Origin of the sequence: Negativibacillus massiliensis (genome assembly GCF_900148495.1) — a bacterium.
GTDB lineage: Bacteria > Bacillota > Clostridia > Oscillospirales > Ruminococcaceae > Negativibacillus > Negativibacillus massiliensis.
Genome location: NZ_FTRU01000008.1, coordinates 1,456,003 through 1,480,337 on the forward strand (window position 1 = coordinate 1,456,003; position 24,335 = coordinate 1,480,337).

Annotated in this window: 25 protein-coding genes and 5 tRNA genes; all 30 read right to left on the reverse strand. The window is 45.4% G+C overall.

Annotation, left to right across the window (positions count from 1 at the left end; all coding sequences use genetic code 11):
• Positions 1-22: 22 nt before the first annotated feature.
• The gene (locus tag BQ5375_RS12845; RefSeq protein ID WP_022131913.1) at positions 23-988 is read right to left on the reverse strand and encodes a transglutaminase domain-containing protein; all 966 of its coding nucleotides are present in this window, start codon (positions 986-988) and stop codon (positions 23-25) included.
• Positions 989-1,224: 236 nt separating this feature from the next.
• Positions 1,225-2,118 carry a radical SAM protein gene (locus BQ5375_RS12850; protein ID WP_022131912.1) on the reverse strand — a complete coding sequence of 298 codons (894 nt, stop codon included), beginning with the start codon at positions 2,116-2,118 and terminating at the stop codon, positions 1,225-1,227.
• Between the two features lie 62 nt (positions 2,119-2,180).
• Positions 2,181-3,284: a phosphotransferase enzyme family protein gene (locus BQ5375_RS12855; RefSeq protein WP_022131911.1), complete on the reverse strand. Its 1,104-nt coding sequence runs from the start codon at positions 3,282-3,284 to the stop codon at positions 2,181-2,183.
• A 28-nt stretch (positions 3,285-3,312) separates the two neighbouring features.
• Positions 3,313-4,224, reverse strand: a complete 912-nt coding sequence (locus tag BQ5375_RS12860; RefSeq protein ID WP_022131910.1) for a nucleotidyltransferase family protein — start codon at positions 4,222-4,224, stop codon at positions 3,313-3,315.
• Between the two features lie 172 nt (positions 4,225-4,396).
• Complete coding sequence (gene spo0A, locus BQ5375_RS12865) at positions 4,397-5,182, reverse strand: sporulation transcription factor Spo0A (protein ID WP_022131909.1); 786 nt, start codon at positions 5,180-5,182, stop codon at positions 4,397-4,399.
• Positions 5,183-5,543: 361 nt separating this feature from the next.
• A tRNA-Cys gene (locus BQ5375_RS12870) sits at positions 5,544-5,618 on the reverse strand.
• A 3-nt stretch (positions 5,619-5,621) separates the two neighbouring features.
• Positions 5,622-5,697, reverse strand: a tRNA-Gly gene (locus tag BQ5375_RS12875).
• A gap of 3 nt (positions 5,698-5,700) precedes the next feature.
• Positions 5,701-5,776 (reverse strand) — tRNA-Phe (locus BQ5375_RS12880).
• Between the two features lie 16 nt (positions 5,777-5,792).
• Positions 5,793-5,869 (reverse strand) — tRNA-Asp (locus tag BQ5375_RS12885).
• A gap of 3 nt (positions 5,870-5,872) precedes the next feature.
• Positions 5,873-5,948, reverse strand: a tRNA-Val gene (locus BQ5375_RS12890).
• 330 nt (positions 5,949-6,278) lie between these two features.
• Positions 6,279-7,163 carry an Hsp33 family molecular chaperone HslO gene (hslO, locus tag BQ5375_RS12895; protein ID WP_022133641.1) on the reverse strand — a complete coding sequence of 295 codons (885 nt, stop codon included), beginning with the start codon at positions 7,161-7,163 and terminating at the stop codon, positions 6,279-6,281.
• A gap of 18 nt (positions 7,164-7,181) precedes the next feature.
• Positions 7,182-7,985 (reverse strand): class I SAM-dependent DNA methyltransferase, encoded by an 804-nt coding sequence (locus tag BQ5375_RS12900; protein ID WP_022133640.1) that lies wholly within the window; start codon positions 7,983-7,985, stop codon positions 7,182-7,184.
• Positions 7,975-8,274: a YerC/YecD family TrpR-related protein gene (locus BQ5375_RS12905; RefSeq protein WP_022133639.1), complete on the reverse strand. Its 300-nt coding sequence runs from the start codon at positions 8,272-8,274 to the stop codon at positions 7,975-7,977. The genes BQ5375_RS12900 and BQ5375_RS12905 overlap by 11 nt, the downstream gene beginning before the upstream one ends.
• 227 nt (positions 8,275-8,501) lie before the next feature.
• Positions 8,502-9,800, reverse strand: a complete 1,299-nt coding sequence (gene lysA, locus BQ5375_RS12910; RefSeq protein WP_022133638.1) for a diaminopimelate decarboxylase — start codon at positions 9,798-9,800, stop codon at positions 8,502-8,504.
• An 83-nt stretch (positions 9,801-9,883) separates the two neighbouring features.
• Positions 9,884-10,525 (reverse strand): ribosome biogenesis GTP-binding protein YihA/YsxC, encoded by a 642-nt coding sequence (gene yihA, locus BQ5375_RS12915; RefSeq protein ID WP_022133637.1) that lies wholly within the window; start codon positions 10,523-10,525, stop codon positions 9,884-9,886.
• A 49-nt stretch (positions 10,526-10,574) separates the two neighbouring features.
• Positions 10,575-13,016 carry an endopeptidase La gene (gene lon / locus BQ5375_RS12920; RefSeq protein ID WP_076918038.1) on the reverse strand — a complete coding sequence of 814 codons (2,442 nt, stop codon included), beginning with the start codon at positions 13,014-13,016 and terminating at the stop codon, positions 10,575-10,577.
• A gap of 212 nt (positions 13,017-13,228) precedes the next feature.
• Positions 13,229-14,557, reverse strand: coding sequence for an ATP-dependent Clp protease ATP-binding subunit ClpX (clpX, locus tag BQ5375_RS12925; protein WP_022133633.1), 1,329 nt, complete (start codon positions 14,555-14,557; stop codon positions 13,229-13,231).
• A 17-nt stretch (positions 14,558-14,574) separates the two neighbouring features.
• Positions 14,575-15,156 (reverse strand): ATP-dependent Clp endopeptidase proteolytic subunit ClpP, encoded by a 582-nt coding sequence (clpP, locus tag BQ5375_RS12930; protein WP_022133632.1) that lies wholly within the window; start codon positions 15,154-15,156, stop codon positions 14,575-14,577.
• Between the two features lie 294 nt (positions 15,157-15,450).
• A complete protein-coding gene (gene tig, locus BQ5375_RS12935) occupies positions 15,451-16,809 on the reverse strand; it encodes a trigger factor (RefSeq protein WP_022133631.1) in 1,359 nt (452 codons plus the stop codon).
• 286 nt (positions 16,810-17,095) lie between these two features.
• Complete coding sequence (locus BQ5375_RS12940; protein WP_076918039.1) at positions 17,096-17,785, reverse strand: metallophosphoesterase; 690 nt, start codon at positions 17,783-17,785, stop codon at positions 17,096-17,098.
• Between the two features lie 3 nt (positions 17,786-17,788).
• The gene (locus tag BQ5375_RS12945) at positions 17,789-18,562 is read right to left on the reverse strand and encodes a hypothetical protein (protein ID WP_076918040.1); all 774 of its coding nucleotides are present in this window, start codon (positions 18,560-18,562) and stop codon (positions 17,789-17,791) included.
• A 10-nt stretch (positions 18,563-18,572) separates the two neighbouring features.
• Complete coding sequence (locus tag BQ5375_RS12950; RefSeq protein ID WP_076918041.1) at positions 18,573-18,773, reverse strand: hypothetical protein; 201 nt, start codon at positions 18,771-18,773, stop codon at positions 18,573-18,575.
• The gene (locus BQ5375_RS12955; protein ID WP_076918042.1) at positions 18,770-19,702 is read right to left on the reverse strand and encodes a dipeptidase; all 933 of its coding nucleotides are present in this window, start codon (positions 19,700-19,702) and stop codon (positions 18,770-18,772) included. The genes BQ5375_RS12950 and BQ5375_RS12955 overlap by 4 nt, the downstream gene beginning before the upstream one ends.
• A gap of 19 nt (positions 19,703-19,721) precedes the next feature.
• A complete protein-coding gene (locus tag BQ5375_RS12960) occupies positions 19,722-20,120 on the reverse strand; it encodes a YraN family protein (protein ID WP_076918043.1) in 399 nt (132 codons plus the stop codon).
• Positions 20,113-20,760 (reverse strand): ribonuclease HII, encoded by a 648-nt coding sequence (locus tag BQ5375_RS12965; RefSeq protein WP_076918044.1) that lies wholly within the window; start codon positions 20,758-20,760, stop codon positions 20,113-20,115. The genes BQ5375_RS12960 and BQ5375_RS12965 overlap by 8 nt, the downstream gene beginning before the upstream one ends.
• Positions 20,757-21,107 (reverse strand): hypothetical protein, encoded by a 351-nt coding sequence (locus BQ5375_RS12970; RefSeq protein WP_076918045.1) that lies wholly within the window; start codon positions 21,105-21,107, stop codon positions 20,757-20,759. Before BQ5375_RS12970 ends, BQ5375_RS12965 begins: the two co-directional genes overlap by 4 nt.
• 11 nt (positions 21,108-21,118) lie before the next feature.
• Entirely contained in the window at positions 21,119-22,066 is a 948-nt protein-coding gene (gene ylqF, locus BQ5375_RS12975) for a ribosome biogenesis GTPase YlqF (RefSeq protein ID WP_022133623.1), read from the reverse strand.
• A 90-nt stretch (positions 22,067-22,156) separates the two neighbouring features.
• Positions 22,157-22,819, reverse strand: a complete 663-nt coding sequence (lepB, locus tag BQ5375_RS12980) for a signal peptidase I (RefSeq protein ID WP_022133622.1) — start codon at positions 22,817-22,819, stop codon at positions 22,157-22,159.
• Between the two features lie 148 nt (positions 22,820-22,967).
• Entirely contained in the window at positions 22,968-23,312 is a 345-nt protein-coding gene (gene rplS, locus BQ5375_RS12985; protein ID WP_022133621.1) for a 50S ribosomal protein L19, read from the reverse strand.
• Between the two features lie 304 nt (positions 23,313-23,616).
• Positions 23,617-24,327: a TIGR03936 family radical SAM-associated protein gene (locus BQ5375_RS14570; RefSeq protein WP_268876808.1), complete on the reverse strand. Its 711-nt coding sequence runs from the start codon at positions 24,325-24,327 to the stop codon at positions 23,617-23,619.
• Between the last annotated feature and the right edge of the window lie 8 nt (positions 24,328-24,335).

Genomic DNA, 24,335 nt, shown 5'->3' on the forward strand with positions numbered 1-24,335 from the left:
TCTGTCAAATTTCCTGCATTATCTATGCTCTGGCACTGGAGGAAAGGCTTTGGGAACGGGATGATTCCTTTTCCTGTCCCGCAGTGTCCTTTTTCTGTATCTGGGTTTTGTTCTGTTCAAAATAAGAATGTTCCGCCAGAACTCCCGGAGCGCTGTTATCTTCGACTACATAGTCCTTTGCATAATCCTGACCTGCCAGGAAATAAGGAGAATCGCTGGCACGATTATTGGTATCGTCCCAAGTCACATCGACCTGATAGTACTCTCCATCCAGCCAGACATAATTCCATGCGTGCGGCTCGCGGTAGTATCCTGTCACAATCCAGCATGGAATCTGTGCTTTATCACAGAGCATTTTAAACGCATAAGCATATCCCTGACAAACCGATTTTCCCTCTATCAGTGCTCCATAGGCATGAAAAGCTGTCGGGTAATGATCTGAATCGCTTTTGGCTGCCTGCATGTCATACTCGTTCTTTGCCCGCAGGGTCTCCTGAAAATATTGGAGAAGCTCTACTGTATTGCTGGTCTTTTCTTTTCCCTGTGCTACAATACGATCTACCTCGTCCAAAAGCTCCTGCTTTTGCTTGCTGCTGAGATTTAAATAGCCAAACTCAAATACAACCCGGTTATAGCCGTTTTGATCGTAGTAATACATGAAATCGGTGTGGTTATCCAGAAAACTTTCCGGATAGTCCCGACGCACCTGATAAACTGCCTGACGGCACAGTTCGATGAAGGTATCCTTATCTTTGATTGGTGTCTTAAAGGTATAGTCCAGTGTCTTTTTTCCTTCGCTGACCGCCTGACTGACCGCCCGGTACAACTGCATTTCCTGCTCGTCTGTCCCGTACATCTGATTGACCACGCCGTCCTGCGCGATTGGCTGTACCCTGACAGCATAGCATGGTACAGAAAGCAGCGATGCTGCAATCAAAACAGCACATCCTGCTGTTTTTAATCTTTTGTTTGCACTTTTTTTCTGCATGAAAACATCCTTCCCTATCCGGCAACGAAATCCTGAGCCTTTTTCCTGTGCTGTCTGCCCAATCACCTGTCCCCACTTTTGCCGGATATTGTCAGTATAACATGATTTTGCCACAGATTCCAGAGAGAACCAGCCAATTTACAGAAATTTACGCTGCTGTAAAAATTTACCTTTTAACGATAAAAAAGAAAGAGACATCCCCCATCGGAATGCCTCTTTCTTCTTATCAAAAACAATTATCGTTCGATTGCTGCATCACTGATTGAAACAATGCCATGCAGATCGCTTTCTTTGCCGCTGCCCAGCATTTTATATACGCCTTCCAGCATCTTTTCCTTATCATAAGGCAGTGTACCGGTAATCATGACCGGATTCGTGACATGGCTTGTGGAAAATCCTGTCGGTGTGGTCAGCTCCAGTGCTTCCAGCAGATAAGCCAGTTCTTCAATGCGCTCTCTGCCGCTTGCCTGCACAAAACTTCCGTCCTTGCACCACTTTTCCAGTTCCGTATCCGGAAAAACCGTCAGATTCATCATGATGATGTTGGCAGAACGAACCTGATTGAGCATTTTTGCGCTCTCCACTGCATTTTCCTTTGCACAGCCGGTTCCACCCAGACCATAAATCAGAATCGAATTAAATGGGATCTGTGCTTCATTAAGCTTTTTAAGCTGCTCCACTGCCTCGGCAGCCGTATGTCCCTTTTTCATCTGCTTTAAAATGCGGTCGCTTCCGCTTTCCAAACCGATATATAAAAATCCCAGTCCCAGACGATGCAGTTCTTTGAGCTGTTCCACCGTCTTATCACGCAGATTTTTAATCGAAGCGTACATCGACACACACGCACAGTATGGCAGATATTTTTTAATCTGTGTCAAAATCTCCTTCATCTGCTCAAAAGGCAGACAGAGTGGTTCTCCTCCGACCAGAAAAACACGCTCGGTGTAAGGATTGTAGCCGGAAGCATCCTTTAAATCTGCAATAATCTGCTTAAGTGGAATAACTTCAAAATCGACTGTCTTATACATGTTGCAGAAAGCGCACTGATTATACGAACATCCGCAGGTAACCTGCAAAAGGAGAGAATGCCGCTCAAAAGGTGGATAGTAGATAATCTGATCATACCGCATAGACAAGACCTCTTTTCGCTTTTTCTTTCAGTATAATCCTTTTTCTGCCTTTTGCAAAGTGGTTACTGATTTTTTGCGTCAAGATACTCTTTTGAAGCTCCTACCATTTCGTCCCAGCATGCTTCCATCTGGCGTACCAGAGTAAACTGGGTGCGTGCACGATCCAGATTCTGATGGGTGCGGCTGATTTTAAAGTAGTGGTCCCCATCCAGATAATCGGTCAGAAAACGCATACCACACTCCAATGTCATCAGTTTTGCACCCCATGGCAGGGTCATGATTTCCTTCTCGGTCAGGATTGGACCTGCTTCCTGCAAAAATCCCTTGACACAAACCTTGTATAAATCCAGCAGGAAGTGAACTTTGCTCTGATCCTCTTCATCTTCCTTACAGTCGTTTGCTCCAAAACGAACGGTGTCTCCAAAATCATTTGCAGCAAGTCCTGGCATAACGGTATCCAGGTCAATTACGCAAAGACCTTTCATGGTGGTTTCATCCAGCAGAACATTGTTGAGCTTAGTATCGTTATGAGTTACTCTCAGAGGAAGCTGACCACTCTTCTGCAGGTTTACCATATAGGAACAGTCTTCTTTTCTCTGGCGCAAAAACTCGATTTCCTGCTGTACCAAAGCCACTCTTCTCATTTTATCCTCTGCAACTGCCTGTTCAAAGTTGCGATAACGGTTTTCAGTATCATGAAACTGAGGAATAGTTTCGCTTAATTTCTCTGCTGGGAAGCTGGTAAGTAGATACTGGAATTTTCCAAATGCAGCAGCACACTCAAACAGGTCCTGTTCATTTCTTGCTTTTTGCAGGCAGACACTGTGCTCGATGTAGGACAGCATTCTCCAGCAATTTCCCTGATCATCTCTTGTATAGCGTGCCCCATCGTCGCAGCGGACAACGCTCATTGCTTCTCTGTCAGCGTCTTTGCCCTCTTCCAGTGTTTTTTCACGCAGGAAGGAGGTTACCTCATCGATATTGCTCATCAAACCATCCACATCGCGGAAGGTATTGGTATTGATGCGCTGCAAGATATACTGCTTTTCCTTGGTTGTCACAAGGAAGGTATCGTTGATATGTCCGCTTCCGTACGGAATGAACTCCACTACTTCACCGATTTTTTTCCAGGACTTCAGTGCCTGCTCAATGATTTCTTTCTCCATCTGTCGTTCCCTTTCTGCCTTTTCCCGCTTATTCCTGCCAGAGTGGCTGTGGATATAAGCCTTCCTTAGTCATCTGTTCAAATGCCTTTACAACCGTTTCCTTATCTTCCTGATAGGTAACACCGTACCAACGGTCACTGCTCTTTAACACATGAACCTTTGCTCCATCCTTTTCGATCATGCGACTGACGATGGATGGCAGGAAATATTCTGCTTTCATCGGATTTTCTTTGAGTGCCTTTTCCAGGAAAAGTGGGAAACCTTCCTTAGCCTGCTTTAAGACGCTCTGTGGGAATCCCCAGAAGTTCATCGATACCGGAACCTGAGGGTCCAGCGCGGTAAAGGTCTTTCCTTCATCCTCGCTGTATCCGATTCCATCCTTACCCGATTCAATCCAGGTCCGCTCGGTGACTGTCTTGAGATATCCGTCTTCGCTTACCTCACAGATACCACGGGAAACATGTCCGTTTTCGGTAACAGTACTGCACAGAGGATAAGCTACCATTGCGCAGCTTTCCCCATCCTTGCTCAGAAGATCAAACAGAAGCTGATAGCCTTTTGGACCATAGTAGTCATCTGCATTGATGACAGCAAACGGTGCATCAATGACATCAGCCGCACAAAGAACCGCATGTCCGGTTCCCCACGGCTTTGTTCTTCCTTCCGGCAAAGAAAATCCTTCCGGGAGTTTATCCAAAGACTGGAACGCGTATTTTACCTCGATATGTTTGCGCAGATGTTTTCCAACTGCTTCTTCAAATTCCTGTTCCATTTCTGGTTTGATTACAAAAACAACCGTTTCAAAGCCTGCACGCTTTGCATCATATACCGAATAATCCAGAATCTTTTCTCCATTTTTTCCCATTGGATCGATCTGTTTTAATCCGCCGTAACGGCTTCCCATTCCCGCTGCAAGAACAACCAAAACTGGTTTATTCATCCTAAAAACCCCCTGTATGAGTTTGATAAAAAATTCACTTTTCCCAGTATAGCCGTTTCTCCGCGTTTTGTCTATATCATCCCGGTTGTTTTGCAAACTATTTTGGAAAAATCCTCTAAAAAACCTCCCCCTTTTGATTGAGGAGGAGGTTTAAGCAAGATATCTTTGTGGATTATTTCCCAAATTTCTGATCGTTTTTCAGTTGGAGCTTCAAGTTGTCCGCAATCATTGCGATAAATTCAGAGTTGGTCGGTTTTCCACGGCTGTTGCGGATGGTATAACCAAAATAGGAGTTAAGCACATCTACATCACCGCGATCCCATGCAACTTCAATAGCATGACGGATTGCTCGCTCTACGCGGCTGGAAGTGGTATTGTTCATCTTTGCAATGGTCGGATACAGAAGCTTGGTTACAGAGTTAATCATGTTGTGATCTTTAACTGCCAGAACAATGCCATCTCGTAAGTAATGATATCCTTTAATATGGGCAGGTACACCGATCTGATGGATGATCTCGGTAACCATCACTTCCAGATTTGGACGGTTTGTTGGTATCATTGGTGTTTCGGCTTTCTCTGCCCCATTTCTTCCGGTCAGCTGAAAGATTCTCTCTGCTACCAACTGTGGATCGATCGGCTTTAAGAAACAATAAGCAACACCTGAATTTACCAATTCCCGTTCCAGCATCACATTGTTATAATTTAAAATTACCATAAAAATCGGCATGCGCATTCCCGATTCTTTCACCTGATTGATCACGCCGATTGCATCATAATATGGCATAAACACATCCATCAATACCAGATCCGGCTGATAGTCACGAATCATCTGAAGCATCAGCTGTCCATCTCTTGGTGCAATGGTTGTTTCAAAGCCGGAAGAACGAAGAGTTGCCGTACATCTCGCACAAAATTCTTTATCATCGTCAGAAATTAAGATTTTCAATTTAGATTCCATAAACTTTTCCTCCTCAATATTATTTTCCAACATTTACCAATAATTGGAAATTTCTGGAAATAGATTATCATATTTTCTGACCCTTTGCAAGAGTATCCGGTGGATTCTTTGCCAGAATCTCATGATTTTTTAAAGTTTTTTGATTTCTAATTAAATCTTATTCAAAAACAATGTCGATTTCTGTCAAAAACTGTCTTTTGCACAATATTTTTTCTGTTTTCGGGTTGGTACTTTTTCTTGCAACTTCCAGAAAATTCTTTGGTGATGTAATTTTTTCTGTTTGCTTTAAAACTGATCTTACAAAAGAGATCAGTTATTTTTAGGTATAAAAAAAAGACCGATTCCAATCGGAATCGGTCTTTGGAGGCGACACCCAGATTTGAACTGGGGAATAAAGGTTTTGCAGACCTCTGCCTTACCACTTGGCTATGTCGCCATATGGAGCGGGTTACGAGGCTCGAACTCGCTACCTCCACCTTGGCAAGGTGGCGCTCTACCAGATGAGCTAAACCCGCAAATGGTGCCTTCGGTCGGAATCGAACCAACGACACGAGGATTTTCAGTCCTCTGCTCTACCAACTGAGCTACAAAGGCATAACCTAAAATAGGCTGGCGACCTGGATGGGGTTCGAACCCACGACCTCTAGCGTGACAGGCTAGCGTTCTAACCAACTGAACTACCAGGCCATATGGTGGGAACTACAGGGCTCGAACCTGTGACCCTCTGCTTGTAAGGCAGATGCTCTCCCAGCTGAGCTAAGCTCCCACATTTTTCGTTATCAGCCCTTCGGCGTTTCGTTCGCCGTTGTTGTCCTGACAACGTAGATTATTATACTATGAGATTTCGAAAATGTCAACACTTTTTTGAAAAAAATTTCCATTTTTTAAAAAAGTCTTGTTTTTCGCTTAACTAAGCCATTTTATGCCGGTTTTTCAAGGATTAAAACAGATATTTCAGAAAAAATTTGCTGCTGTCATCGTTTTTATTTTGTTTTTTATCGTTTACATTTTCATTCTATGCTGCCATTTCTCAAATGTTTCCTGATATAAAAAATTTTTTAAAAAAGACCTCCGGATCTTCCCGGAGGTCTTTTTTTTACTTATTCTGAATTGCTTTGATCAGATTACGGATATCGTTCTGGGTAAAGTTATATTTTTTATCGCAGAACTGGCAGCCCACTTCGATTGTTTTCTCTTCTTTCTCAATCTCTTTTAACTCTGCCTGTCCCAAACTGATCAGGGCACGTTCTACCCTTGCTCTGGAGCAATCGCAGACATAACCCATCTCATATTCGTCAATCACGTTTGGCTCAAAGCCGTCCAAAGCTGCAAACGCGATCTGCTGCGGAGTCATTCCCTGGCTGATCATTGAGGAAACTGGCGGAAGTTTTTTGATATTTTCTTCCACATGGCTGATAATTTCCTCATCCGCACCTGGAAGCAGCTGGAGCAGATAGCCGCCTGCTGCCGAAACGGTCAGATCAGGGTTAACCAGAACGCCCAGACCACAAACTGTTGGGATCTGTTCGCTGGTTGCATAGTAATTGGTGATATCCTCAGCAATCTCTCCAGAAACAATTGGAACCTGACCGACGTATGGTTCCTTCATGCCCATATCTTTGATGACATATAAAAAGCCATCCTCTCCGACTGCACCCGAAACATCCAGCTTGCCGGATGGCTTGAGCGGAATTTCTACAATCGGATTGCCAACATAACCCTTTACATTGCCGCTTCCGTCCGAAACAGCGATCAGCATACCAACTGGTCCATTTCCTTCCACACGCAGAGTCACCGAATCGTTGGCGCTCTTGAGCATGGTGCCCATAATGGATGCTGCTGTCAGCAGTCTGCCCTCCGCTGCAGTGACTACCGCCGAGGTCTTATGGATCTGCTCCATACGTGCAACCGCATCAGTGCTGTCCACCGCACAGCACATTACCATGCCGTCTCTCGAAATTGTCCTTACAATCTTTCCCATTTTTGTTCCTCGTTTATCTTATTTTTTCTGTACTGGTTTTTGTGCTACATAGATGATACGCTGGGTATCTTCCTGCACCGGATCAAAGCTGTCTTCTGCATACACTGCCACCAGATTTAATCCGCTTTTCTGAATAAATTCGCGAACCTGTTCATCTGTATAAGCTCGCTCGCAAAAGCTCTCACTGGTGCGGGTATAGGTGTCGGTGCTCTCATCGTACTCAAAAAAATCCAGGTCCATCTGAACCTGAAAATTTTCTTCCTGATAGCTGTTCTGCCAAACACAGTAAACCTCGTCCCTGTCAAAGACAAAAACATTGTTGCCCAGCACTTCTCTGTGCTTATAGACGCTGTTTACATCAAAAACAAACACGGCGCCCGGATTCAAGAACAGGCTTACCCTGTCAAAAATCTTCTGCACCGTTTTTTCATCGGTTACATGGTTGATGCTGTCCAGTGCGCACACCGCTGCATCAATCGTACCATACATGTCCAGTTCCTCCATCGGCTGACAAAGGAACAAAATCTTTTCGATATGCGGATCGGATGGTTCTTCGCGCTCAAAATTTTCTCCGTACAGAGCGCAGGCCTTTTTCTGCATCGCTTCTGAAAGCATCTGAGCAGAGGCATCAGTGCCCACCACATCATAACCAAGCTTTGCAAGCTCGATGGACAGCGTTCCGGTACCACATGCCAGATCCAACAGAATCGACGCATCCGGATTATATTTTTTAATCACGCTGTCAAAATAGGCTGCCCGCCTTGGATAGTCTACATTTCCGGTCAGACCATCATAAAAGTTTGCAAAGGTATTATAACTCATGATCCTTCTCTAACCTTTCAAAGACGATACGGTAACCATCGCAGCCGTAGTTGAGTGAACGATTGACACGACTGATCGTTGCTGTGCTGGCTCCAGTTTCCGCTACAATATCACTGTATACTCTGTGCTCATCGAGCATCTTTGCCACCAAAAGACGCTGGGACAGCGCTCTGAGCTCCGGAACAGTACACAGATCTTCAAAGAATTGATAGCACTCTTCCATTGTTTCCAGCTTTAAAATTGCCTGGAACAGAAACTCCACATTGAGTTCTTTTAGTTTAGAATTCATTTCCATGTCCTCCTGCCCTTTATGTCAACACCAATTTTAGCATTTTATGATACTAAAGTAAAGAACAAAGAATAACATTTTACAGAACATAAAAAATTATTATCCAGTTAGCTCTAGAAAGTGCTTTCTTTTTGTACAAACAGCACCAAAAGTCGCTGGAAGTTAAAAATGATCTGTAAAATCTCAAAGCCATGACAGGAAAACTCCTGTCATGGCAAAGATGAAAACTATAAATCGTTTGAAACAAGGTCTTCCATCGTTTCTCTCTTGACGATCACTCTGGAAGCATGGTCTTTAACCATTACCACTGCTGGACGGCAAAGACGGTTATAATTGGACGCCATCGAATAGTTGTAAGCACCGGTAGAAAGAACTGCGACAAGATCACCGCTCTCTACCTGCTGAATCGGCATATTCTCGCCCAGCAGGTCACCGCTTTCGCAGCATTTTCCAGCCAGAGTTACCTTCATGGTCTTTGGCTGATCTGCTTTGTTTGCCACAACTGCCTCATATTCCGACTGGTACAGCGCATAGCGTGGGTTATCGGTCATACCACCATCCACTGCAACATAGGTGCGGATATTTGGGATTTCCTTGATGGAACCAACGGTATACAGAGTAATACCGGAAGAACCAACAATGGAACGTCCCGGCTCCAGCATCATAAATGGCTGTGGAAAGGAAAGGCGTTCACAGGTTTCTTTTACTACAACCGATACCTTTTCCATATAGCTGTCATAGCGCAGTGCAGCATCCTTTTCGGTGTAACAGATACCAAAGCCGCCGCCAAGATCCAGCTCTTCAATGGTATATCCGGTCTCTTCTCTGACCTGTGCCATAAACTCGATCATTCTCTGAGCTGCAAGCTCAAATGGTTCCAGCTCAAAAATCTGGGAACCAATGTGGCAGTGTACCCCTTTGAGCACAACATTCTGGAGTGTCAGTGCCTTTTTCACGATCTCCATCGCTTCACCTGTTTCCAGTGCCACACCAAACTTGCTGTCAATCTGACCGGTGCGCACAAAATCATGGGTATGCGCATCTACGCCAGGCTTGATGCGAAATGCAATCGAAACTTTCTTGCCAAGCTCATCTGCAAAACGATCCAGTCTCATCAGCTCATATTCGTTGTCCACAATGATCAGACCGACACCTTCCCGCAGTGCATAGCAAAGCTCGTGATCGGTTTTATTGTTTCCATGAAAGCAGATTCTTTCTGCCGGGAAACCCGCTGCCAGTGCAGTGTACAGTTCTCCTTCTGATACAACATCCAGACCCATCTGTTCGCTGTCCATAATACGGCAAATTTCCTTGCAGCAAAATGCTTTGCTTGCATAGCAAACTCTGCCTCTTCCGCCATAGAAGCGGTCGATGGAATCACGATAGCTTCTGCATGCTGCACGAACTCCTGATTCATCCAGGACATACAACGGTGTGCCATATTCCTTTGCAAGCTCAACGGTATCGCATCCACCGATGGTGAGATGTCCCTGTCCGTTTACCTTTAAACAATCTGACTGTTTCATACACAGTTTCCTTTCCACAATCCTCTACTAAACAGGAAGCTTCCTGTTTTGCCTATCCACAGACTGCCTCTGCCATAGGCATATTAACACAATTCATCCTCTTGCTGCTGGTTTTCTTCTTCCAGCTCGTCATTTGCAAGCGCATCGTTTGCAATCTCATCGATGATTTCCCTGATTTCCTCCACGCCATCTCCCTTGATTGCTGAAAATGGAATCATGTGGATCTGGTCAGCAAACGGGATCTCGCTCTGCAGTGCCTGCAGGCGTTCGTCCTGCTGCTTTTTGGAGAGCTTATCCTTTTTGGTCAGGATGATGACAAATGGAAGCTCATTCTCAATCAGGAAGTTAATCATCATCAGGTCATCCTTGGTCGGCGAGTGACGCATGTCCACCAGCTGGAAAACCAGGCCGATTCTGCGATCACTGTTAAAGTAAGTTTCAATCAGATCAGACCAACGCTGTTTTTCTCCGTGGGAAACCTTTGCATATCCATAGCCCGGAAGGTCTGCAAAGCGGACATTTTCCAGTTTAAAAAAGTTGATGGTTGCGGTTTTTCCCGGAACTGCGCTGACGCGTGCCAGCGCTTTTCGGTTAAAGATTTTGTTGATCAGACTGGATTTGCCGACGTTGGAACGGCCGGCAAAAGCAATCTCGACAAGGTCCGACTTGGTCAGCTGACTTGCCTTACCAAAAGATGTTTCAAAGACTACGTTATGATAATTCATGCGTGCCTTTTCCTTTCTGTATGTAACGCTGCTGTTGCAGCCGCTGTTTTTATGCGTTCAGACACGGATGTTCTGCAACAACCGCCTTTTCCACCAGTGCAGCGCTTTCCTGCTGTGGATTTTTTTCTTCCAGGCACTGTGCAGGCAGTGGAATCAGTGCAGTCTCCAGTACAGTGCTGATTTCTTTTGCTGTCACAAAGCGGATGTTTTCCTTAACAACAGGGTCTACTTCATATAAGTCCGGCTCATTTGCCTTTGGAATAATTACTGTCTTGATACCGTTGCGGTAAGCTGCCATAGTTTTTTCCTTCAGTCCGCCAATCGGAAGAACTCTTCCGCGCAGGGTGATCTCGCCGGTCATAGCGACATCATGGCGTACCGGAATCTGTCCCAACGCCGATACCAGTGCTGTGGTAATAGTAACACCGGCAGAAGGTCCATCCTTTGGAACGGCTCCTTCCGGGAAGTGGATATGGATATCCTTGTTCTTGTAAAAATCCTTGTCGATTCCGTACTGGTCGCACAGGGAACGAACACAGGTAATCGCAGCTTTGGCTGATTCTTTCATGACATCGCCCAGCGAACCGGTCAGTTCCAGTTTGCCGTTTCCATCCACAACTGCAACTTCTGCCTGCAAAATCTCACCGCCGACTGCGGTCCATGCCAGTCCGTTGACAACACCAACCAGATTTTCCTTCTGAAGATCGTCGTCTTTAAACTTCTGTGGACCGAGCATCGATTCGAGCATCTTGCTGCTGATATGACAGCTCTTTTTCTCGCCTGCCACAATCATTTTTGCACTCTTACGGCAGATAGATGCAATCTCTCGCTCGAGGGTACGTACGCCTGCTTCCCGCACATAGTGGTCGATCAGGTTGTACAGCGCTTCATCGTTAAAACGGCAGGTTCGTCCGTTTAATCCATGACGTTTTACCTGTTTTGGAACCAGATAACGCTTTGCAATCTGGAATTTTTCCTCTCTGGTATAGCTGGAGAGGTTGATGATTTCCATACGATCATACAAAGGCTCCGGAATACCGGAAGGATCGTTTGCAGTTGCAAGAAACAGCACGTTGCTCAAATCCATCGGCACTTCCAGATAGTGGTCGCGGAAAGCAAAGTTCTGTTCGGAGTCCAGTACCTCAAGCAGTGCAGAGGATGGATCTCCTTTGTAGTCACTGCCCAGTTTATCGATCTCATCGAGCAGCATCAGCGGATTCATGCTTCCTGCCTGCTTGATAGCAGAGACGATTCTTCCCGGCATTGCACCGATATAGGTCTTGCGGTGACCACGGATATCTGCCTCATCGCGCACACCACCCAAGCTCATGCGGACATATTTTCTTCCCATTGCCGCTGCAATCGACTTTGCAATGGATGTTTTTCCGACACCTGGAGGGCCAACCAGACAGATGATCTGTCCCTTAATATTTGGCTCAAGCTTTCTTACTGCAAGGATTTCCAGGATTCTTTCCTTAACCTTCTGCAAGCCATAATGGTCTGCATCCAGACGTTCCTTTGCCGCATTGACATCCAGCTTGTCCTCGGTCATGACATTCCATGGCAGAGAAAAATAGGTGTCCAGATAGTTTCGGGAAACCATCGCTTCCTGGCTATTGAACATCATCTTAGAAAGCTTGTTGATCTCCTCACTGATCTTTTTCTCGGTTTCCTCATCCGGATGAATCTCTTTTAATTTTTCACGGTATTTATCGATCTCGCGATCGCCCTCATCGTCATCGCCCAGTTCCGCATGGATTGCCTTGAGCTGCTCTCTGAGGTAATACTCCTTCTGATTGCGGTCAATCTGATCCTTTACCCGTTCTGCAATGCTGCGCTCGATGGAGAGAATCTCATTTTCTTTGCGCAGCAGGGTGGACAGGATTTCCAGACGTTTGCGGATGCTGGACTCTTCCAGAATGGTCTGCTTGTCTTCCAGCGAGAATCCCAGATTCTGGGTCAGATACTCGCTGACATAAACCGGATCTTCCGAACCGATAATATTGACAATCAGATCCTTCGGCATTTTGGGTGCATAGTAGCAGTATTCTTCAAACAGATCCTTCACAATGCGCATATAAGCATCGATGGTCATCTGTTTGGATTCCTGCACCGGCTCCATCGGCATTTCTTCGCACATTACCTCATAAAACGGATCATCGGTAATCAGCTCGCACATACGAGCACGATAAACACCTTCCACCACCACACGGACAACCTCGCCCTGCGCTTTCAGAATCTGTTTTACCTTTGCCACTACACCGACGGTGTACAGATCTTCTTTTTTCGGATGCTCGATCCGGCTGTTTTTCTGTGTTACCAGAAAGATTTTCTGGTTGCCCTGCATCGCTTTGTTGAGTGCAAGGATGGATTTCTGGCGTGCCACATCAAAGTGGAGCACCATTTTTGGAAACATGACCAGACCACGGATCGCGATCGCTGGCAGGCGCAGGGTCTGCACTTCGGTCACTTGAATCTGTTCTTGGGTCATTCTTATCACCTTTCTTCTTCAGAGGAAAGACTTTCTCCCAAAAGGGCTTTTCTCTTTCTATCTATCTGCAAATCATAAACTTATCTGTTACGGACGCACCGCCCTTACGGCTTGTCCGCATATCTTTTTTGAAACCTTATCTTTTTATTATATAGCAAAGGAACGTCTGTGTAAAGCAGCAGACGTTCCTTTTGCATAGAAAACAAGTTTTATTAAGCAAATGTCTTGTGACCTTTGGAAGCTTTTTCCTTTTCGTGAGAAACCGGAATCATCATGCGGACCGGCTTCTTAAATGGGTCATGTTCATAATCGAAGGAAGTTTTGTCCTCGATTCCCTGTTTGGTCACAACGATTCGGGTAATGGTCGGGTCAGATGGAGAATCAAACATCAGTCCATCCAGCACTTCTTCCATAATCGCTCTCAGACCACGCGCACCGGTCTTTCTCTCGATTGCTCTTTCCGCAATCAGTTCCAGAGCATCCGGTTCAAAGTCAAGCTGTACTCCTTCCAGTTCAAACAGCTTCTTGTACTGTTTAACCAGAGAGTTCTTTGGCTCGGTCAGGATTCTAACCAGAGTTTCTCTGTCCAGACCAGTCAGGGTTGCAATGATTGGCAGACGACCAACCAGCTCCGGAATCAGGCCAAATTTTACAAGGTCCTGAGGGGTGATCTGAGCAAGCAGAACATCCTGCTCTACCAGTTTTTTATCCTGAATCTGTGCACCGAAGCCCAGAGAAGATTTTGCAACACGGCTTTCGATTGCCTTCTGGATTCCGTCAAACGCACCGCCGCAGATAAAGAGGATCTTGGAGGTATCGATCTGCAAAAATTCCTGATTTGGATGCTTTCTGCCTCCATTTGGTGGAACATTTGCAACGGTTCCCTCGATGATTTTCAGCAGAGCCTGCTGTACGCCTTCACCGCTGACATCTCGTGTAATCGAGGTGTTTTCCGATTTTCTGCCGATCTTATCGATCTCATCAATGTAGATGATACCGGTCTGTGCACGTTCGATATCCCAATCTGCTGCCTGAATCAGTCGCAGGAGGATATTTTCGACGTCCTCACCAACATAACCTGCTTCGGTCAGAGTGGTCGCGTCTGCGATTGCAAACGGAACGTTCATGGTCTTAGCCAGCGTCTGTGCGAGCATTGTTTTACCAACACCGGTTGGTCCAACCAAAAGAACATTGCTCTTGGTGATTTCTACGCTGTCGTCATTATCTTTTAAGAATATTCTCTTGTAGTGGTTGTAGATTGCCACGCTCAAAGCTCTTTTTGCGCGGTCCTGTCCGATTACATATTCGTCCAGTACCTTTTTGATATCCTGTGGCTTTGGCATTGGAACGGTATCTGTTGCTGCTTCTTTTTTCTGTTTTGGCTCTGTGCTGCGGGATTTTTCCCCGTCCAGCACTTCCTGACACAGCTCGATGCACTCATTACAGATACATACGCCCGGACCGGCAATCATACGCTCTACCTCGTCCTGATATTTTCCGCAGAACGAGCATCTTAATATCTTGTCATCATTCCTTGGCATTGCCGCAACACCGATCCTTATCGTTTATCAATAATTTTGTCGATCAATCCATATTCCAGCGCCTGCTGTGCTGTCATAAAGTTGTCTCGTTCTGTATCGCGTTCAATTACTTCCAGTGGCTGTCCAGTTGCTTCCGAAAGCATTTTGTTCAGTCTCTTCTTGGTATCCAGAATCCATTCAGTGTGGATGCGCATATCAGTTGCCTGACCCTGTGCACCGCCAGATGGCTGATGAATCATGATGGTGGAGTTTGGCAGGGCAAGACGTTTGCCTTTGGTTCCTGCAGAAAGCAGGAATGCGCCCATCGATGCAGCCATACCCATGCAGATAGTGGAAACATCGCACTTGATGTACTGGATGGTATCATAAATTGCCAGACCAGCAGTTACCGAACCGCCTGGGCTGTTGATATAAAGGCTGATTTCCTTATCTGGGTCCTGGCCTTCCAGGTATAACAGCTGTGCAACAACCAGACTTGCTGTCGCGTCGTTTACTTCATCACACAACATGATGATTCGATCGTTGAGCAGTCGGGAAAAAATATCATAAGAACGCTCTCCACGGTTGGTCTGCTCTACTACATATGGTACTAATGCCATTTGACAAAACCTCCCTTTCTCTGTCAAAAACAAAATATCGTGATCCTTTGACTCAAAACCAATTTTACAGATTTTGGTCCAAAAGTAAAGTCAACTAGAGCTTTGCCGATTTCTTCTCCGTCTAATCGAAGTTTTTCATAAAAAATGCGACCGGCGTTTTCTGCCGGCCGCAAACGGCTGTTCTTTATCGTTTCTCATTATACACGATACTGTGAGACAGTTGTTGTATATTTTATGAACGATTTTTAAAAATCAGACCCGTTTCGGATAATTCATCCGATTATTGTCGAAAAATTATTCTTCGTCAGCTGCTTCTTCAGCGGTTTCGCCTTCTGCTTTTTTCTTGGATTTAGAAGCTGTCTTCTTTACCTTTTTCTCGGTAACTTCAGCAGATTCTTTTACCAGGTCGATTGCTTTGTTAACAGTAACGTCTTTTGCAATCTCTTTTTCTGGCAGGATGCCTTTTACTTTCTGAGCATCGATACCGTAGTTCTTAGCGATCTTCTCGTACTCAGCTTCGATATCTTCAGCAGTAGCTGTCAGGTTTTCAACTTCTGCGATCTTCTCCAGAGCCAGTCTGATCTTAACCTGTCTTTCAGCGGATTCTTTGAAGGTTTCGCGGAATGCTTTCATGTCAGAACCGGTGTAGTGCAGGTACAGGTCGAGGTTCATACCCTGGGACTGCAGACGGTAGCTGAAATCGTTAACCATCTCGTTGATCTTGTTTTCGAACATGCACTGTGGAATTTCGCCTTCCATGTTCTCGATTACGGTGGAGATCAGGCTGTTTTCCATGTCAACCTGTGCTTTATTGTCAGCTTCTTTCTGAAGTCTTTCTTTTACGTCTTTCTTCAGTTCAGCCAGAGTATCGAACTCGCTTACGTCTTTAGCGAACTCATCGTCCAGAGCTGGCAGTTCTTTTTCCTGAACAGCGTTTACTTTTACTTTGAATACAACTGGCTGGCCTTTGAGGTCTTCTGCATGGTAATCTTCTGGGAAGGTTACATTTACATCGAACTCATCGCCTGCTGCATGGCCAACAACCTGTTCTTCAAAGCCAGGGATGAACTGACCGGAACCGAGAACCAGTGGGAAGTTTTCGCCTTTGCCGCCTTCGAAAGCAACGCCTTCTTTGAAGCCTTCAAAGTTGATCAGAGCGGTATCGCCGTTCTTAGCAGCTCTTTCTACGTTGGTCAGACGAGAGTTTCTTTCTCTCATGCGGTCGAGCTCAGCATTTACGTCAGCAGCCATGATGGTTTCAACAGTTTTTTCTGCTTTGATGCCTTTATAGTTTTTAACAGTAACTTCTGGTTTTACAGTAACGGTAGCTTTGAAGCTGAAGCCTTTGCCCTGTTCTACCTGCAGGTCAGAAACGTTTGCACGGTCAACTGGCTCGATGTTTGCTTCTTCTACTGCTGCTTCGTATGCAGATGGGTATACCATGTTGATTGCATCGTCATAGAAGAATTCTTTACCGTACATTTTTTCGATCATTGCCTTTGGAGCTTTACCTTTACGGAAGCCTGGCAGTGCAATCGATTTTACTTTCTTTTTATACGCTTTGTTCAGCGCATCCTGGAACTGTTCCTCGCTAACGCTTACTACCAGTTCTACTGTGTTGTTCTCAAGTTTGTTTACAGAAGTCAAACTCATTTTATATACATTCCTTTCTTTTTCTGTGCCGAATCCGAATCAAGCTGTCTTAAATGAACATCGCCGACTGCAAGGGTCCCTCCTATACCGAGGCTGCCAAGCAGCTTGGGACCCAGGCGATGCTATTCACACACTCCCTGGTCATCCTTTCATCGGAACAGACCCATCTTCAAAAAAGAACGGCACAATTTTATTCTTGTCAAAGAATCTTCTTTGCAGAATGATCCAAACAATTATAGCATATTCTTTTTAGAAATTCCACCTATTAAAGGGAATTATTTGCGATTTATCCAATCTTTTTCGGGCAAAATCCAAGAAAATCTGCCGAAACCATCTCCATTTGGACCCCATCCCACTCTCCGCGGAAAGCGTGACGGCATCCCTGTGCATGGATATGACCATAATAGCAGCGTTTTACCGAAAATTCCTTCATCACTTCCAGAAATTCCGGAATGCTGTCCTCCATAAAGATCGGCGGATAATGGAGGAACAAAACCTTTTCCTGATCGCTGAAACGCTGTGAGTCCTGCAAGGAAGCTCTGATGCGGCCGGCTTCACGGGAGATGATCTTTTTGTCGTGCGCCTGTCCCTGCTCAAACATCCAGCCTCGGGAACCGCAGATGCTGATCCTCTCGGCACTGATACTGTTATTGTGCAGGATGGTCAGGGTGGAAAATCCGTTTTGTTCCAGAAAAGCATCCATCTTCGCCTTGGTGGTCCACCAGTAATCGTGGTTGCCCTTCATCAGGATTTTCTTTCCCGGAAGATCATCCAGAAAAGCAAAGTCTGCCCGGGCTTCTTCGAGACTCATGCCCCAGGACACATCGCCCGGAATCACAACGGTATCTTCCTTGTTTATAATCGCCCGCCAGTTTTCTTCCAGACGCTGCATATAGTTTTTCCAGCCGCCAAAAATGTCCATCGGCTTGTTGACCGACAAGGACAGGTGGGTATCTCCGATCACAAAAAGCGACATGTATCAGTTCCTTTCCAAAGTGTCAAAGATTGGGGACATAAACTTTTGCGGACCTTCCAGATAAATCTTCTCCAACTCATCGAGGTGGCTGATCAGATACAGCTTTCCGGCAATTGCTGCAAACTTATCCCAATATCGTCCAGTTTGAGCCCGATACAGCCACTCTTCCTGCTGTGATTCGTCTTCACAGGTAAGTGCCTGATGCAATTGTGCAAGGGCAGGCTCATAATGTTCCTGTATCCACATTGATGCATCGAAGGAAGCGATTTCTTTGCCGCAGGCAAGCAGATGTGCAAATCCCTCATCAAAGCACAGAAAACGAAGCTGTTCCTGATAGGAAGCCGTTTCTTTCAGCTGCCATTTTTTATGGAGCATGGCATGTGCTGTTTCATGGGTCATCATCTGTTGCGCAAATCCTTGTGGGTCCTTATAGCTCAAAAAGCGCCCCATATCAAACACAATGATCTTGCTGTCGTTTCGTTCGATTACCATTGCGTCATAAGGAGCCGGAACACCGACTGTCAGCATAACTTCACAATCTGCCAGTTCTTTTTCAAAATCAGGAAACAGCTGTCGATAAAATTTTTCATTATCTGGTTTAAAATGAGCCAACATGTCAGAAATTTTATCTGTGAGCTTTTTAACCTCTTCCTGTTTGTCGTTAAGATCTGACAGGTCGAACAGATACTCGCCCTGTTGGATTTCAGAGAAAATCCACTCTCTGGAAATATCCTTTCCTTCCAAAAATTCATCAACGATTTTCCGATTCACTAACATGAATACCCTCCTAGTAACTGATGGTATTCTCTGTCCTTTTCTGCTGGGATACCACACGGTATTTTACCTTGCGGGATTTAAAGCGGAATAAGGTTTCTTCCTCTGAAAAACGATTGAACATAAAAATGCGGTCGCTGGCTGCATCCAGGCTTTTTCCCAGATTTGCCGGGTCCAGTCCCATTTCTTTAAAATAATCCTTATTTCTCATCATCTGACATTTTCCTCAAAGAAATGCAGCGCATTCTCAAACATGATTTTGTCTACAATGCGGCGGCTGATTCCGTTTTCCAGCATATACTCTCCAAACGATGCAAATTTTGCCGGATTGTCCATCTGGCTTTCGATACCGCCGTCAAAGTCACTGCCGCAGGCAATGACATCTTCGCCGCCCAGCTCCAGCATACGGTATACATGGCAGAACAGCTCTGCTTTGGAATCTTTCATTTCATTGTCGGACACGAAATTATGTAACAGGTTCAAACCAACCAGACCCTTGTGCTCCACAATGTACTGGAACATTTCTTCGGTGAGGTTTCTCTTGTGGGAGCAGATGGAGCGTAGATTGGAGTGGGTTGCGATAATCGGCTTGGTTGCGATACCGCCCATCAGCTGTTCCATGCCCTTATCATTGAGGTGGGAAACATCCACGATGATGTTCTGTCTTTCCATCTCTTTGACAACCTCTCTGCCAAAATCGGTAAAGCCCATCTCCGGATTTTTGTGACCGGAAGCAAGCTCGTTTTCTCCATTCCAGGTAAGAGTCATCATCTTGACGCCGTCTTTTGCAAGCTTTTCAACATTTTCCAGCTTGCCGTCCAGCACTGCTGCACCTTCTACCGAAAGGATTGCAGCACACTTTTTCTTTGCGGTGATTGTTTCGATGTCAGAAGGAGTGTTAACCATCTCTACGATACCATGGTGCTCTTTGAGCATCTTGTGAAAATAAGCGCGAACTCTCTCATAATATTCCACAGCATCTGCTCCTCTTTTGCTGTCCGGAATAAAGATTGCAAAAGTCTGGCACCATTTCTCAATCTCTGGAAGATATTTTAAGCTCAGCTGTGTTTTATCTGTGAGCATATTCTCTCCCAGTTCTTCCATTCTTTCAATTGTGTCACAATGCAGGTCAAACAATTTCATCTTACTCATTCCTCCCTACTTAATATTCAATGTCACAAAGTGAAAAAGCATTTTCATAATAATCAACCGATGTGACCATTCCATTCTCTGTTGTCACACACGCGACATCAAATCTCGGCTGAAACCGTTCATAGCCTTCTTGGGTCATCAGAAAATTCTGTGCTCCCGTAAAGATCCTTCTTCGTTTTTGTGGTGTCAGTGCATCCATGGCAGAAAGCCACGAATCCTTTTTGCGGGTCTTTACTTCCACAAAAGCCAGAACATCTCCATCACAGGCTATAATATCGACTTCTTCCCTGCCGCCGCACTTTGCGTGATAATTATGGTCAACTATAGTATATCCCTTCTTTAAGAGATATTCAATCACTGCTTGTTCTCCAAGTTGACCGGTTGATCTTTTTGTTTTTTTGTTATCCATTTAAAATCTTCTTTAAAAAGCTGCGGCGATGAACCGGACTGATTCCATATTCTGAAATTCGTTCGTAGTGCAGCTTGGTTGGATAGCCCTTGTGTTGTTTAAAAGCATACTGAGGATAAATCTCATCCAGCTTTACAAGCTCCCGATCCCTTGTCACCTTTGCCAGAATAGATGCTGCTGCAATGGAAGCAGAGTTTGCGTCCCCCTTGATTACGGTTCGGGTGTTGTCCATGATTTTAGGGTCTTGGTTTCCATCCACCAGAAGAATATCCGGCTGGAGCTTAAAATTTTCCTTTAGGTTTTCCACCGCGCGTCCCATTGCCAGAAAGGTAGCCTGCAAAATATTGTGTTCATCAATTTCCTGTGCACTTGCTTCACCAATTCCGTATGCCAGTGCATATTGCTTGATTGGTTCAAACAAGGCTTCTCTCTTCTTTTCTGAAAGCTTTTTGGAATCATTTAATCCGGCAAGAAGCGGACATTTTTCCAGCAGGTCTTCCTTTGGCGGCAGAATAACTGCCGCTGCCACCACTGATCCTGCCAGAGGACCTCTTCCGGCTTCGTCCACTCCGCATACCGTCAAAAAGCCTTCCTCGCGCACCTGCTGGTCAAACAAAAATAAATCCGGCTTTTCTGTCATTTTGACTCCTCCTGTTTGATAAACCGCCTTTGACGAAAGCGCACCGAAACAAGCCACAGCACTCCCGCAATCAGTCCAATTTGAACCAAAAGATCCATAAATCCAAACGGAACCAGAAAACTTCCCGCAATACACAATGCTGTAAACAAAAAGAAAAGATAGGCAATCGTGTATTCCCGCACTAGAAAACGCCGGCATGCAGTCTGATCTTCCGATTGTTCCACAACCGATTTCACATAATCCGGCAGTGGCTCTTTGTACAGCCTGATAATTTCGCGTACAGACATGATCGCTGCAACTGCAGCGATCAGAAAGGCGGTCAATGCTGCTGTTTGTGTTGCTTGCATCTGTTTCTCCTTTACAGCTGCTGGGAGGAATCCTGTACTGCAGTGTGAGGACGCTCCAGCGAAATGCGTCCGATTTTACCGGAACGGAACTCATCCAAAACGGTAATAGCAGCACGTTCTGTATTAACTACACCGCCCGACATCATCATACCGCGTTTTTTGCCGACCAACTCCAGCAAATCATAAGGCTCCAAACCTTCCGAGTCATTCGGTGTCACCTTAAAGCGTTCCTCCAGAAGTTTTGGATAGCGGTTGCGAAGCAGGTCCAAAAAGCGCATTGCAACCCATTCCAGATCATAAACGTCATCCTTGATTGCTCCGGTATAAGCCAGACGTTCTCCAACCTGCTTATCATCAAATTTTGGCCACAGAACACCTGGCATGTCCAGAAGTTCGATGCCGCTTTCCAGACGAACCCACTGTTTTCCACGGGTAACGCCCGGTCTGTCCTCTACCTTTACCCGCTTGCTTCCTGCAAGACGGTTAATCAGGGAGGATTTTCCAACGTTTGGAACACCTACGATCATCATGCGGATCGGACGGCTTTCCATTCCCTTTGCTTTTCTTTTTGCCAGAAGGTCAGACAAGGTATCCCTTACTGCAGGTACCAGTTCCTTTAACCCTCTGCCCGAACGGCAATCGAGTGCCAGAGTCCGCACTCCATGGCTTTTATAATATTCCTGCCATTCTTTGGTAACGGCAGGGTCTGCGATGTCTGCCTTGTTAAAGACAACCAGACGTGGTTTATCACCGATAATTTTTTCGATTTCCGGATTGCGGCTGCTTTTTGGAATTCTGGCATCGCGCAGTTCTACCACGATATCAACCAGTCCCAGGCTTTCCTTCATCACGCGGCGGGTCTTTGCCATGTGTCCCGGGAACCACTGAATACTCGGCGTTTGGGTCAGATATTCCTGCTCCTCTTCCATTTCCGGAGCTGTCTGCTGTTCTTTCTGCATAGTTCCTCCTGTTTTGACTACAAAATATAGTTTCAAAAGTTCCTGATAAACAATCAGGGCAAAATCTTCATTCTGCCCTGACTACTCTTTTTATTCTTCTGCGGAAACAATATTGAGTCTTCCGGTATCGCCGATTTTTCCAAAGCGGTCAAACGGGAAGAAACGGAATAAAGTTCTTCCTACAATATATTCTTCCTTGACGGTGCCAATGGTGGTGGAGCGGCTGTCACGGGAACCATTTCGGTTATCACCCATGACAAAGATCTCTCCTTCCGGTACGGTCAGAGGGAATTCTGTTCCTTCATCCAGATAGGTCGGTTCCAGAATATATGGCTCGGAAAGCTTTTCTCCGTCCACATAAACTTCACCGGCTTCAAAATCGATGTCTACCGTCTGTCCCTCGGTCGCAATAATTCGTTTGATCAGAGTGCGGCCCTCTTCTTTGTCCGCCTCTCCGCACAAAACAACGATATCTCCTGCTTTCGGTTCATAAAACAGATTGGAAATCACCAGGCGTTCCTGATCTTCCAAGGTTGGAAGCATCGAGGTTCCGTCTACTGTTGCCGGACGGGCAATGAAAGTAAAAATCAGCAGCATCACAGCAAAAACCAGCGTCAGGGATTCGGCATACTCCAAAATTTCCTTCACTCTGTTTTTCTGTTTGCTATCTTTTTCCCCCATGTTGTATTCTGGGGATAATTCCCCAGAAAATTCCGGCTGTGCAGGGATATTTTTTTTGTTTTGGTTCTCCATCCGGTGTCCTCCTCTATCTGATCTGCCTTGTGGATATTCCCTCAGGCAGTAGTATTATCATCATAAACAAAAGAAAAACGTAATAACGCTTTCTTTCCGAATAAAAAACAAAAAGGGACAGAAGAAACTGTCCCTTTTTTGCGCGAACTTAGCGAATCTGTTCTTTAACTTTTGCAGCTTTGCCGACACGGTCACGCAGGTAGTACAGTTTGCTTCTGCGAACTTTACCGTTTCTGGTAACAACAACTTCAGCAACGTTAGGAGAGTGCATTGGGAATACTCTTTCTACGCCGCAGCCGTGGGAAATACGACGAACGGTGAAGGTGGAGTTGATTCCGCCTTTTTTGATACCGATAACAGTACCTTCGAAAGCCTGAAGTCTTTCTTTGTCGCCCTCTTTGATTTTAACCTGTACTCGTACAGTGTCACCTACTTCGAAAGATGGCAGTTCGTTTTTCATGCAAGACTGGGAAATTTTCTGTAATGCGTCCATTGATCTTTTCCTCCTTAAATTTTCAGATATTCATGCTGGCTTGTTGCTCTGTTGCAGAGGAATATCCACTTTGAATGTCGCAATCTTTTCAAACCTTAACAGTTTTCATATTGCAGATTGTGCATCAACACTCATCTTGAATAAGAAGCAAAGCCCCTTTTCCAGACGGAAACTGTTGCATACCCGAGTATTATATCATGACTTATCCGCGATTGCAAGATTTTTTTCTTACAACGCCGCTTATTCCGCCATTTTCCCCGGTTTGCACAATCCAAAATCCACCTATCTTCCTGCTTTTGTGGTCTTAGCAGAAAGATTTGAGTTCCTTATTATAGACCATCAGACGTTTGAGCGACTGAACACGAAGTTCAAATGGTGCGTTATCCAGCAGAAGTGTTGGATTGATGTTGAGCTCGATGCCGGTTGCAAAGCGCATCATAGCAGTCAGGACACCATCTTTTTCTTCCATCGAAAGGAGGGAGAAATGCGGCTTGAGGTCGATCTCCTTTTCGCCCTTCTTGGTCTTCTTGATTACCTTGATTTCATCCTGATTAAAGAAGTTTTCCAGCTTTTCTTTTAAGCCGTCCTGTGCGTCAAAGCAGATTTCATAATCTGCCCAAGCAATTTCCTTCTGGTCCATCTTCTGTTCACCGGCAGCGAACACCTGAATGTCCGGCGGCAGGCAGGCATTGACCTTCTGTGCAATGGTGTCAAAATCAACCTTCTGTGTCATCTTGAGGTCAACGCACTCATAAACACTCTCACAGCCCAGCGAAAGCGGCAGCGGGAAGGTCAGGTACATGTGTGGGTTAAATCCACCGGTATACCAAACTGGAAGTCCCGAACGCTTTAATGCACGGCTCATACAGCGGTTCATATCCAGATGGGAGATATATTTTGCACGGTCAAGCTTAGTAAAGAACAATCTGACCTTCTGTGGCTGCTCCAGCAGCAGTGCCGGGTCAACCTTTGGCCGCGGCGGTTCGATTGGAAGGACTTCCCTTTCATAAACCACTTTATCGC